Source organism: Vibrio sp. V39_P1S14PM300 (genome assembly GCF_009904765.1).
Classification (GTDB): Bacteria; Pseudomonadota; Gammaproteobacteria; order Enterobacterales; family Vibrionaceae; genus Vibrio; species Vibrio proteolyticus.
The window spans coordinates 1-12,381 of sequence record NZ_WXWP01000247.1 but is presented as its reverse complement, the minus strand read 5'-3'; the positions used below and the strand labels follow the sequence as shown (position 1 = coordinate 12,381).

Sequence of the window (12,381 nt, the reverse complement as noted above, 5' to 3'; positions counted from 1 at the left end):
TGCCCCATATGCTTAAGCAGTTACATTACACAGAGAAAAATTATGAATAAACCGACCCCTACCTCGCTTGTTGTCTTATCGACCACGCAACTGACGCCCAATATGCAACGTATCGTGTTGCAAGGGGACGGACTGAGTCGCTTTCCTACCGATTGTGCCGGTGGTTACATTAAATTGTTGTTCACGCCAGAAGGCGGCACCGATCTGAGCGTATTGGATGACAACGCCCGGCCAGTTATGCGCACCTATACGATTCGCGAAATCGATCATCAGTCTGCGACAGTCACCGTCGATTTCGTTCGTCATCAGGTGAATGATACGAGTTGTGGTCATGCCGCTCGCTGGGCCATGCAGGCAAAACCCGGTGACACCATCAACATTGCAGGCCCGGGAACCATCCAAAACCTGAATACCGACGCAGACTGGTTCTTCCTCACCGCCGATATGACCGCTCTGCCAGCGTTGTCTGTCAAACTGGCCTCCTTACCCGAAAATGCGCGTGGTTATGCCGTCATCGAAATACAGGATAAAGACGATATTCAGGCCCTTGAGGGGCCAGCAGGCGTAACACTGGATTGGGTCATCGCCGATACCAAGACCAACCGTTTTGTCGAAAAAGTGAAAGCAAAAAACTGGTTGGCGGGCAATGCGTCTGTTTGGTGTGCATGTGAATTCGAATCAATGCGCGCATTGCGTCAATACTTCCGCAATGAACACGGTGTGGATCGCGAGTTCATTTACATCAGTAGCTACTGGAAAAATGGCGTCACCGAAGAGGGTCATAAAGTCATTAAGCGCGAAGACGCTAAAGCAACAGCGTAATAAAGAAACTGGGTCATAATCATCAAAAAGCGGCCAAAACGGCCGCTAAAAAGTGCTAGCTTAAACAATAATTAATATTTACCGTCACGGTAGTCGTATTCGTAGCTGACATTCACAATCGGCTGATACGCAATTTGGCCGTTGTTCATCGACTCTTTCACCGTCACTTCCGAATTTGTGATTTGGAAAGAGCGTCTATTGATGGGATCCATCCGGGTTGGCAAGGCCTGGCTTAGTTCATAGGACGATTTGGATTTCAAATCACTGAGCATTTGCTGCCCTTCCTGATACGCCTTATCTTTGGACGCAACAACCTGCCCCGTCATCTGAGCAGTTTTTGCTGCGGTTGAGTAAGCGCCATTTGCAAAAGCAACACCTGACATCATCAACAGTGCAGCGCTGGTAAGGATAGTTAGTTTTCTCATAACAGACTCCTCGTCTTTGTTGTATTTGAGCGACATCCTCACTGCTCTTGTATCAAATCATACGTACAGAGACCATGAACAGATGACATTACTTTCATAAAACTCACTAATTATTTGCGCAAAATTTGCCCACCCCTACTTCGTAGGTGTTTTCCTCACTCTGTTCTGAAATTACACCACTGGCTTCTTTTGATAGAAAAATCATTATCATAAAATAAAAACCAAACCGTACATTCATTAACGAAATAGCGAACATTGGCGTCTTCTAAACGCACAAAAAATCGGTGAAATTTTTTGAAAATAAAGACTAGCGGTGAAATACGTAGTACTTGTCACCACAACGTAACCGTATCGTCACCGGACTTTATTGTTACTTCCCTACCATTTGCCCGTAAAAACAAGGAGTAAGGGCTCTTAATGCAAGTGATTGAATTTATCCGTCAGCAATTTATGGAAAGTGGACACGTGGCGTACGGAGAAACATTGTCGATGGGTGAGCATATGATGCAGGCAGCGTTTATCGCCGAGCAAACGGGCTGTCATAAGGAACTGGTGGTGGCCGCATTTCTGCATGACTTTGGTTATCTGATTCTGGGATTGCCGGAAGAGAGCACCGAATCCGGTATTGACGGTTTTCATGAAGACATTGGTGAGCAGTGCCTTAAAGGCTATTTTCCACCGTTAATCACCGACTGTATCCGCTTACATGTTCAGGCCAAACGTTACCTGTGTACGGTTGAGTCACACTATTTTGACCAACTCAGCAAAGCGTCCCGTCGATCACTTGCCGTTTAGGGTGGATTAATGAACCACACCGAGTTGTGTGCGTTCGAAGCAGAGCCGCATTACCGGGAAGCGATTCAGATTCGCCAGTACGATGACAAGGGAAAACAGCCGTACCTGAACCACCCTGATTTAGACTACTATCTCAAACTCACGGCAAGTTGCCTCATCAGAACAGAAATGACACGCTCGCGCCATATCGAGGTCGCGTGACAAACGACCGGTTTGCTCCTGGCAAAACTACGCCAGAGCCAGGAGCAAACCGCCCAAAATTAAGCTAACCCCAATGCCACGGGTAAAGAACCAACGCTCGGCAAGAAACAGCACCCCCATAATTAAGCCAAAAACAATACTGATCTGACGTAAAGCCACCACCAGGCTAACATTGGCCGTCATGGTCATCGCGAACAGAACCAGGCCGTAAGTGCTTGCCATCATGATTCCGGCCAAACCCGCGCGTTGTTTAATGTGCCATGCGTGACGAATCTGCCCCACATTTCCGCTAACCACACACCAGCCCAAAGTAAACAGCACCATCGCCCAGAACTGAACACCGAGATAGAAGATGGCAGTGTGTTTATCACTCAGCACAACCCTGACCACTTGTGTCGCGATGTCCAACGCCTGCTTGTCCAGTATGGAATAGCCTGTCGTACCAATCGCTGCCACCAATGCCCAGAACACGCCCAGATTAATATACGAGCGAACGTGGCAGTCTCGAAACCGTGCCAGCGGCACTACCAGGCAACCCAGAGTGATCATCACAAAGCCGCTCCACTGCATCCACGACAGTGTGTGCCCCAGTAACGAACCACCGAACCCAACCATCAGCACTGGCAACGCCCGAGCTATCGGGTAGATAACGCCGATGTCGGCCTGCTGATAAGCCAGCATCAATCCAACCAAATACAGCATCTGACAAGCACCGCTCATCAGCACTATCCACCAGAAAGAGTCAGGCAATGATTGCCAGCCAATGGTATTGAGATACCAGATCAAATAAGGCGTTAATAGCAATGACGCCGTAACACCGGCTGCCAGCGTAAAAGCCGTGCCCGAGCTGGTGTTACTTTTACCCAGAATATTCCAGCCTGCGTGCAGCAACGCGGAGAAGACAACCAGAACTATCGCAAAAAATGCCATAACACTCCCTGTGATAAGCAGAAAAGCAAAAGGGCTTCCGTGCGGAAGCCCTTACCTAAGAAACCGCTAGCGTGTCAATTCCGCAAGCGATTCGATACTGATCGCATCATGGCGCCAGTACTCTATATCACAGTCTATTAACTCGCCTTGCTGGTTGTAATTGATCCGCTCGACCACCATTGCTGGTGTGCCCGATGTGGCCCGCAGAAACTGTGCAGTCTCGCCCAGCAATGAACTGGTGCTGATGCGGTAACGGATTTTTTGGTACACCACGCCATAATGTTCGCGGTAAATGTCAGTAAGCGATTGCGACAAATCGTGACTTAGTAAGTCTGGGAACATTTCCGGCCGCACATAGTTGGTCACAAACACGACGGGGCGATCTTCCAGATAACGGACACGATCAATGCGGTAAACATCAGCGAACGGCGGCAAATTGAGTAGCGTCGAGGCTTGTTTGTTGGCCAGACTGGCTTTAGCCGCCACCAGTTCCGTCTTCGGCAGCCGGTTTTGGACCAGCGCCATGTTGGTAAAATTGAGTGTTTGAGTTGGATCGTATTTCAGAGGTTCGGGAGAAATAAACCAACCACGACGATCTTCACGATAAATCTTACCTTCCGCTTCCAAAAGCGACAACGCTTCACGCAATGTCACCCTGGTGGTATTAAATGACTCCGCCAACTTGCGTTCTGCCGGCAGCTTCTGCCTTGGCGAAAGCATCCCTGACGCGATCTGTTCAACAATGGCATCTTTGATTTTTACGTACTGCACTCGCTTGTTTTTCCTTGTTGTTCTCAGCGCTTACGCCACGCTTGGGTTTTATTTTCCAAAAGTTTCCCGACCGTCATATGAACGACTTTCGCAACCGCAGCTGACACCATGATCATTACAGCCATCGCCGCCGCTGCGCCTGTCTGGCCGGCATCATCCATATTGAGCACGGACACCGACGCCGGAATGGTATCGGTTGAATAGAGAAATACTACCGCAGATGTGGTGGTCAGTGCATTAACAAACAGATAGGTAGCAATATCCAGAATCGCAGGCAGACATACAGGTAGAGTGACTTTAAGGAATAACTTGTACTGCGGCAGTTTAACCGATGCAGCGGTTGCTTCCAGTTCATCTGGCAGTTGTTTCAATGCCGTGAGTGCCGTCATGTGCCCTACGGTGTAATAATGGACAACGGTATTGATAACCAGAAACGCCATGCTTCCGTACAGTACACCCAATGGATTGGCCGGATCGTTGAAATAAAAAATGTAACCCAGCCCCAAGACCATACCCGGTACCGCCATCGGCACCACCGACATCATCTGCATAAACTGGCGAACTGGCGCAAACGAACGGCCTTTTTCAATGGAATATGCCGCAATAAAAATGATGGCGGTGCCGAACAACGCGGTCCACCCCGCCAGAGTGAGCGAGTTAAAATACGGGCTCCAGCCATACGTGCTCATTTCCGCGAAATTGTAGTTATTCAAGGTCAGGGCTTTATTCCACGGCCAGAACGTGACAAGTGAACCATAAACGGCCATCCCAAGCACTGCCAGCACCACCAGGGAAATAAGCGTGCAGTAGACGAGACAAATTCCGTCACGCCACTTTTGCGGCTGAGGCTGGTAAGGCACAGAGCGAGTATCAAACAGGCTTTTTTGCTTACGTTGAACCCAGCGATCAGCTCCAAATGCCAGCAACGCTGGTAACAATAACAAGATACTGGTTACAGCTCCCATAGAGAAGTTCTGTTGACCAACCACCTGTTTGAAGATATCGGTCGCCAAAACGTTGTAGCTTCCTCCAATAACTTTCGGAACCCCAAAGTCACACACCACCAGCGTAAACACCACAATCAGCGTGCTAATCAGTCCGTACTTTGCTGCCGGTAAAGTGACGACAAAAAACGTTTTGACTGACGACGTTTTTAAGGCGCGCGCCGCTTCGTACAAACGCGCATCGGACGTGCGCAGCGACGTCGTCAGAATCATCAAAGCGTGCGGGAATGTCCAGAAGATCAACCCCATTGTAATACCGATCAAACCATACACCGATTCGCCCCCGAGCAACGCTTTCGCTACCCCCTGGTTACCAAACAAAAAAATCAGACTAATGGCCGGAAGTAAAGATGGCGCTAAAATCGGCGCCGTTCCGAGGATCTGAAACATCCCCTTGAACGGCATGCAAGAACGCGTCAGCGCGTACGCGTAGCCAAACGCCAAAACCCCCACAACCGCAGTAACCAACAAGCCGACCGTGAACGTATTTCCCATCGACTGCCACAGCGCTTGCGAGGCAAAATAGGTGGCAAAATTAACCAGGCCGACAAATTCTCCGTCACTGTTCTGGACACTTTTCGCCAACATGGCCCACAGCGGCATCAGAATAAACAACACCATCAGAACGGACAGCAGCGCCAGCAAAGCAAACAGAATCAGGTTGTCACGACTAATACGGGTGAGGAAAGAATCCGTTTTCATCGTGGACACCGGTGTTGATTGAGTCATAGTATTTCCTTTCATCGCTACCTCTAAGCCACTGCGACGTTATCGTTGCTGTGCGAGTGTGAGGGATAAGCGCGAAGCCCGTTTTGCGCAAAACGGATATAGCGAATATCCCCGACTCTCAGTTTCATCGCATGGATTTGTTCACCGGGTAAATCGACGAAAATCAGAGGGGCGTGCGCATCGTGTTGTAACTGACACTCAACCCGGGTGTACGCGCCAAGAAACTCTTTGCCACAAATACGCACTGGCAGCGCATCAGAATAGGAGTCGACAAAGCGCACACTCTCCGGACGCACCGCCAGATCGAAACGCTCACCGCGACTTGGGGTATGATTCTCCAGTGCCGGTGTCGGCAGCAAGGATTCAGCGATCCGCACTTGCTCATCCGTTGCTACCGATGCCTGAATGAAGTTCATGCTGCCAACAAACTCGGCAACAAAACGCGTTGCGGGCTTGAGATAGATCTCTTCCGGAGTACCGACCTGTTCAATCACACCATGATTCATCACTACAATGCGATCCGCCATCGAAAGCGCTTCGTCCTGATCGTGTGTCACCATCACCGTTGTAATACCCAGTTTGCGTTGCAGGTTACAAATCTCCTCACGCAAATGAATTCGAACTTTTGCATCCAGCGCAGACAGCGGTTCGTCCAGTAACAGCAACCCAGGAGATAGCGCCAGCGCGCGTGCCAATGCGACCCGTTGCTGCTGTCCGCCAGACAGTTGATTGGGGTATTTCTCTCCGGACGTCGGCAAACCGATCATCGCCAACCAGTCGTCCACTTTCTCCAGCGCTTCTTTGGTCGACATCCCTTGATTCTTCAGGCCGATGGCTATGTTCTCCTGCACTGTCAGATTCGGAAACAAGGCATACGACTGAAACACGATGCCAAAATCGCGTTTCTCCGGCGGTAAAAAAGTCGTCTCCTGCTCGCCCTGGAAAATAGTCCCGGATGTGGGTAAGTCCAGCCCGGCAATTGCCCGCAACAATGTCGTCTTGCCGCAACCGGATGGGCCGAGAAAGCAGACGAATTCGCCTTTTTCAATCGAGAGAGAGATGTGCTTCAGCGCCGTAAATTGACCAAATTGCTTTACGACGTTTTCAATGTGCAGGTAAGGTTGAGGTGTGTTCATAATGCGCCCCTAATTGGTATAGTCCAAAATTAACGCATCTATGTTTCAGTCCAGTGACAAATTTAAAACGACAAGATGACAGTATGATGAACAGCCCCAAACGACAAAGGAGAGCATTCGCTCTCCTTTACTATATGCATCATGTGGCATTAAGGTTTGGGTTCTGATTTAGCATCAAACTTCTCAGACCATGCCGCCAGGACTTTTGCACGTTCACTCCCCATTTTTGCAAAGTCCATCTTAGCCATTACGTCCTGAACGTTCGGAAAGTTAGAGACGGTCGCTTTGACCTCTTTGTGGCCGACCACCGGATACATCTCCACATACAGCTCATTGGCCGCTTTTGATACCGACCAGTCGACAACGCGCTTGGCAGCGTCGGTCTCGTTCACCAGACCCACGGCTTCAGATTCCCAGCCGATTCCCTTAGGTACGATCACATCCAGTGGCGCGCCCTGCGTTTTCAGTTTCGCACCACGACTGGCCATGGAGATACCGATAGCCACTTCGCCCATACCTGCCTGTACGCACGGCTTTGAGCCCGAATGGGTATAATGAGCGATGTTTAGATCCAGACGCTGCATGTAGTCCCAGGCTTGTGTTTCACCCATGTTTTGTAGCCAGGCAGAAACTTGCATGTAACCGGTACCTGAGGAAGCAGGGTTTGGCATCGCAATGTGACCTTTATATACCGGCTTGGTCAGATCTTCCCACGATGTGGGTTTTGGCAGGTTAAGCTGTTTCGCCACCGCTTCGTTAAAACAGACCGCATTGAAGAAAGCGTCGTTCCCAAACCAAGCCTGTTTCGACTGCGGGTCATTCAGGTTTGCATTCAGTTCGTCGACACCTTTTGGCGTGTATGGCTTCAGCAGCCCCTCTTCCTTCAGTAAAGCCATGGACGATCCTGCCAGACCCCAAACCACGTCGGCGTGTGGATTGTTTTTCTCAGCCAGCAGTTTCGCGGTCATGATCCCCGTTGAATCACGCACCCACTTAATCGTTACATCCGGGTTATCTTTTTCAAATGCCGATTTGTACTTCGCCAGAATGTCAGTTTCGAAAGCGGTGTAAACCGTCACTTCCTGAGCCGCCATTGCATTAGCGGCCAGCATAGACAGAAGTGCAGCCAGAGATCCTTTCATCAAACGGTTGTTCATCATCTTCTCCAGTTTAGAGCATAGGTTTGCGGTGAATTTAATTGGTCTGTACCAGTTAACTGACCACCACCGTAAAAGGACTCTGTGACGATTACATGAACAAAAAGTGGCAGTTTGACGAAAAATACAACTTTTGAGAGTCGGCGGTTTCCCCGCAGATGAAACTTTTGTGAAATTGTAAATCGGGCTATTTACGCGCCAAATCCGCCTTGCTAGAGTCAAAATCAATTCTGGTATAGTCCAAGGAGAAAACAAACATGAAAAATGCGTATTTGCTGCTGACACCCGGTCCTCTCTCTACGTCAGAAACCGTTCGGGAAGCTATGCTGAAAGACTGGTGTACGTGGGATGACGATTACAATAAAGACATCGTTGAAGTGATCAGACACAAACTGGTCCGTCTGGCAACGCGTCAGCCCGGTTATACTTGTGTGCTGATGCAAGGCAGCGGAACTGCCTCTGTCGAGGCAACTATCGGCAGCGCCATTGACCGCAATGGAAAGCTGCTGGTGGTCGATAACGGTGCCTACGGCGCAAGAATCGCTCAGATTGCTGATTATCTGGCTATTCCGAACCATGTCGTTTCGCCTGGCGAAACATCACAGCCACACTTGGATGAGGTGGAAACGGCATTGGTCTCGGACCCTTCCATCACACATGTTGCCATCGTCCATTGCGAAACCACCACAGGGATGCTCAATCCAATCGAAGCCATCGCTTCACTGGCCAAACGCCACGGGAAAATCGTCATACTGGATGCCATGTCGAGTTTTGGCGGCATTCCAATGGACATTGGCGATCTGGGGGTCGACTTTATGATCAGCTCTGCGAATAAGTGTATTCAGGGCGTGCCCGGATTTGGCTTTGTGATTGCCAAACAAGATGAACTGGAAAAGTGCCGGGGTCAGGCACGCTCTCTGAGCCTAGATCTTTACGCTCAGTGGTACTGCATGCAGGTCAATCACGGCAAATGGCGATTTACCTCCCCCACTCACACCGTACGAGCGTTTTACCAGGCATTATTAGAGCTTGAGCAGGAAGGTGGCATCAATGCCCGCTACCAGCGCTATCGGACCAATCAACGTACGCTGGTTTCCGGAATGCGTTCACTCGGTTTCGAACCTTTGCTGGAAGATGCGCTCCACTCGCCTATCATCACCTCTTTTCATTCACCCGCTCACAGTGACTATCAGTTCAACGAGTTTTATCAACGTCTTAAATCACAGGGGTTTGTGATCTATCCAGGCAAAGTCTCAAACGCAGACTGCTTTCGTATTGGCAACATCGGTGAAGTGTATCCAGCCGACATTGAACGCCTGATTGAAGCCGTCAGCACCGCCATGTACTGGCAGCACGTCTGAGTTTGAGCAAAGGACACTCCGAATATGACTCAAGCCATTCCTCAGCCCAATCTCCACAGTGAGGGCGACATCAATACAACCCCGGCTCGTCAGGCCTGGAACTCGTCAATTGATGATGAGAATACCCAGACTCTGCTGCAAAGAGACCGTCAGGTTTTTCTGCATCAGGCCATGTCAACGCCCTGCCTGGACGCCTTACAAGCCGCTGACGGCATCTACATTCAGGACACCGCTGGCAAACGCTATATGGACTTTCATGGCAATAATGTCCATCAGTTGGGATACGGTCACCCGCATGTGATTCAGCGTCTAACGGAACAAATGGCTGCGTTGCCCTTTTCTCCCCGTCGCTTTACCAATGAAACGGCCATCCGTTGCGCGGAAAAACTGATCAGCATCTGTGGTGGAGAAATGCGTCGGGTACTGTTTGCGCCCGGTGGGACATCCGCCATTGGCATGGCGCTTAAGTTAGCCCGTTACGTTACCGGGAATTACAAAGTCGTCTCATTGTGGGACTCATTTCACGGTGCTTCGCTGGATGCCATTTCGGTGGGGGGAGAAGCGTGTTTTCGCCAGGGGATGGGGCCGCTGATGGCCGGCGTCGAACGTATTCCACCAGCCGTTTCGTATCGCGGAGCCCTGCCTTCAAACGATGGCAGTGACGTTCACTATGCAGACTACCTGGAATACGTCATCGAAAAAGAAGGCGGTGTTGGGGCTTTTATTGCGGAAGCCGTTCGCAACACCGATGTACAAGTCCCCAGTAAGGCCTACTGGCAACGTATTCGCGCCATTTGTGACAAACACAATGTCATGCTGATCATCGACGACATTCCCAATGGTATGGGCCGCAGCGGTGATTGGTTCACCTATCAGGCGTATGACATCGAACCAGACGTACTTTGTATCGGAAAAGGCTTCGGTGGTGGCATCGTGCCGTTTGCAGCCATGATCACCAAAGAGAAATACAACGTCGCCGAGCGGATTTCGATGGGTCACTATACCCATGAAAAAAGCCCGCTCGGCTGCGCGGCCGCTCTGGCCACCATCGAGACCATCGAGCAAGAAGGTCTGCTGGCTCATACGCGTCAACTGGGTCGTGTTATGCAGGAACGATTGCATCAGCTCAAAGCCCGCTATCCGCTCATCGGAGATGTTCGTGGGATCGGTCTGCTCTGGGGGGTGGAACTGGTGACCGATCATCGCAGTAAAACCCGGGCTTGTGATGAAGCCGAAGCGATGTTGTATGAATGCCTCAATCGCGGGCTGAGTTTTAAGGTCTCACAGGGCAATATCATCCAACTCAGTCCACCGCTTATTATCACGCGAGCGCAGCTCGATCAGGCGTTGGATATTTTCGAGCAAGCTCTCGCTCAAATTTCTCAAGATTTTCAATACGTTTAGGAGCAAGATAATGACTCAATCCACTTCTCTTTCTCCGCTGCAGGCGGTGATTTTTGACTGGGCCGGTACCATTGTAGATTTCGGCTCGTTTGCACCTACCAGCATATTTGTCGAAGCGTTTCGCCAAGGCTTTGACTTTGATATTAGCCTGGAAGAAGCGCGGGAGCCGATGGGGCTGGGTAAATGGGATCATATTCAGGCGGTTGGCCAGTTAACGACGGTTGATGCCCGCTGGCGTGCCCAGTTTGGCAGATCGATGACATCTGATGACATCGACCGAGTTTACGCCGCATTTATGCCGTTACAGAAAGCCAAAGTGGCCGATCATGCAGAGCCGATTCTCAACGCCATTGAGGTGGTCAATGCACTCAAAGCACAGGGTATCAAAATTGGCTCCTGCTCCGGCTATCCGCGTGAAGTCATGGATGTACTGATCCCGGCTGCAGCCAACTACGGTTATCTGCCGGATTATGTGGTTGCGACCGATGATCTGCCTCAAGGCGGGCGTCCGGCTGCATTTATGGCGCTCAAAAACGTCATTGAACTGGGCGTCACCGACGTCAATGCCTGCGTGAAAGTTGACGACGCTGTGCCTGGAATCGAGGAGGGGCACAACGCCGGTATGTGGACAGTCGGCCTATTGCTCTCCGGTAACGAAGCCGGACTAACCTGGGAAGAATATCAAAACGCGGACAGCGTCACTTTAGACAACGCACGGCAGAAAGCCCGAAGCAAATTACTCAAGTCTGCGCCTCACTACCTCATTGATACCATTGCCGATCTACCTGACGTCCTGAAAGACATTGAGCGCCGTCTCAATGCCGGTGAACGACCGTAAAAAAAGCCGAATGTTCAGCCCATAAACGAATACGCCCTCTTTACGGAGGGCGTGTGCTAGTCAATCAGGCCTTTTAGCTTAGCCAGACCGTAGGCGGCGATGGTCACATTATCTTTGATTTCACCGTCAATCATCATTTGTTCAAACGTCTGAAGCGAAAACGCTTGTGTGATCAAATCTTCTTCTTCCTTGTCAAGACAGTTACCCACATACGTCAGGCCAGCAGCCAGATAGATATGACAGGTCTGATTGAGGAATCCATAGGCGATAAACTGGGCACCCACATAGCTCATACTGGCGGCAGACAATCCGGTCTCCTCTCTCAATTCGCCTTTAGCCAGTTCGAGAGGATCGGCATCCGGGTTTGACTCCCATGCCCCTTGCGGCAATTCCCAGCAGCGTTGACCTACAGTGTAACGGTACTGTTGTACCAAATGGATCTCGCCGTCATCCACGGCAAGAATCACCGCGCAGTCTGGCTTATCGACCACACCATAAATCCCTTCTGCACCACTGGGGCGCACTATTTTATCTTCGCGCACCGTCATCCACGGGTTCTGATACACCACTCGACTATCTAACTGTTTGATATCACTCATATCTGATTCTCTCGATTTGTACCCTGGAACCTTAACAAAACGTGCTGCGGCTGAACAGAAACGCTCTGATCGCAATATCCCCATTAAAATGGGTGACATATCAAGCAAGTGCATAAAAATAAAACATCATTCGATTTTACATACAGAGAATATAATTTTTTCTTTATGAAAAACGGTGCAATTAAAATATAAATCAAGTCTCAAATTTG

General features: G+C 50.1%; 13 protein-coding genes. 6 read left to right on the top strand and 7 right to left on the bottom strand.

The features are described 5' to 3' along the window. Positions 1-39: 39 nt before the first annotated feature. The gene (locus tag CAG65_RS12635; protein ID WP_337247560.1) at positions 40-822 is read left to right on the top strand and encodes a siderophore-interacting protein; all 783 of its coding nucleotides are present in this window, start codon (positions 40-42) and stop codon (positions 820-822) included. A gap of 71 nt (positions 823-893) precedes the next feature. On the opposite strand, the gene CAG65_RS12630 is transcribed toward CAG65_RS12635, so the two are convergent. After that, on the bottom strand, positions 894-1,247 hold the full coding sequence (locus CAG65_RS12630; protein WP_161453863.1) for a DUF3316 domain-containing protein: 354 nt from the start codon (positions 1,245-1,247) through the stop codon (positions 894-896). 417 nt (positions 1,248-1,664) lie between these two features. Between CAG65_RS12630 and CAG65_RS12625 the strand changes: the two genes are divergently transcribed. Next, positions 1,665-2,042 carry a hypothetical protein gene (locus CAG65_RS12625; protein ID WP_202599376.1) on the top strand — a complete coding sequence of 126 codons (378 nt, stop codon included), beginning with the start codon at positions 1,665-1,667 and terminating at the stop codon, positions 2,040-2,042. Positions 2,043-2,051: 9 nt separating this feature from the next. After that, positions 2,052-2,243, top strand: a complete 192-nt coding sequence (locus tag CAG65_RS22085) for a hypothetical protein (protein ID WP_202599375.1) — start codon at positions 2,052-2,054, stop codon at positions 2,241-2,243. Positions 2,244-2,270: 27 nt separating this feature from the next. Here CAG65_RS22085 and CAG65_RS12620 read toward each other — a convergent pair whose 3' ends face one another. The 5 genes from CAG65_RS12620 to CAG65_RS12600 form a co-directional block, all read right to left on the bottom strand. Beyond that, positions 2,271-3,173 (bottom strand): EamA family transporter, encoded by a 903-nt coding sequence (locus tag CAG65_RS12620; protein WP_021705051.1) that lies wholly within the window; start codon positions 3,171-3,173, stop codon positions 2,271-2,273. Between the two features lie 66 nt (positions 3,174-3,239). After that, a complete protein-coding gene (gene phnR, locus CAG65_RS12615) occupies positions 3,240-3,944 on the bottom strand; it encodes a phosphonate utilization transcriptional regulator PhnR (protein WP_161453861.1) in 705 nt (234 codons plus the stop codon). Between the two features lie 23 nt (positions 3,945-3,967). Continuing rightward, a complete protein-coding gene (locus tag CAG65_RS12610; RefSeq protein WP_040902501.1) occupies positions 3,968-5,692 on the bottom strand; it encodes a putative 2-aminoethylphosphonate ABC transporter permease subunit in 1,725 nt (574 codons plus the stop codon). An 8-nt stretch (positions 5,693-5,700) separates the two neighbouring features. Continuing rightward, on the bottom strand, positions 5,701-6,813 hold the full coding sequence (locus tag CAG65_RS12605) for a putative 2-aminoethylphosphonate ABC transporter ATP-binding protein (RefSeq protein WP_021705048.1): 1,113 nt from the start codon (positions 6,811-6,813) through the stop codon (positions 5,701-5,703). A 149-nt stretch (positions 6,814-6,962) separates the two neighbouring features. Then, on the bottom strand, positions 6,963-7,973 hold the full coding sequence (locus CAG65_RS12600; protein ID WP_202599374.1) for a putative 2-aminoethylphosphonate ABC transporter substrate-binding protein: 1,011 nt from the start codon (positions 7,971-7,973) through the stop codon (positions 6,963-6,965). 254 nt (positions 7,974-8,227) lie between these two features. Here CAG65_RS12600 and phnW point away from each other — a divergent pair, with 254 nt between their 5' ends. Genes phnW through phnX form a run of 3 tightly spaced genes read left to right on the top strand, consistent with a single transcriptional unit; the run spans position 8,228 to position 11,573 of the window. After that, on the top strand, positions 8,228-9,331 hold the full coding sequence (phnW, locus tag CAG65_RS12595; RefSeq protein WP_161453859.1) for a 2-aminoethylphosphonate--pyruvate transaminase: 1,104 nt from the start codon (positions 8,228-8,230) through the stop codon (positions 9,329-9,331). 24 nt (positions 9,332-9,355) lie between these two features. Next, positions 9,356-10,735, top strand: coding sequence for an aspartate aminotransferase family protein (locus tag CAG65_RS12590; protein WP_161453858.1), 1,380 nt, complete (start codon positions 9,356-9,358; stop codon positions 10,733-10,735). 10 nt (positions 10,736-10,745) lie between these two features. Continuing rightward, positions 10,746-11,573 (top strand): phosphonoacetaldehyde hydrolase, encoded by an 828-nt coding sequence (gene phnX / locus CAG65_RS12585; RefSeq protein ID WP_161453856.1) that lies wholly within the window; start codon positions 10,746-10,748, stop codon positions 11,571-11,573. Between the two features lie 56 nt (positions 11,574-11,629). Here phnX and CAG65_RS12580 read toward each other — a convergent pair whose 3' ends face one another. Next, positions 11,630-12,172: an NUDIX domain-containing protein gene (locus CAG65_RS12580; protein ID WP_161453855.1), complete on the bottom strand. Its 543-nt coding sequence runs from the start codon at positions 12,170-12,172 to the stop codon at positions 11,630-11,632. Positions 12,173-12,381: the final 209 nt, after the last annotated feature.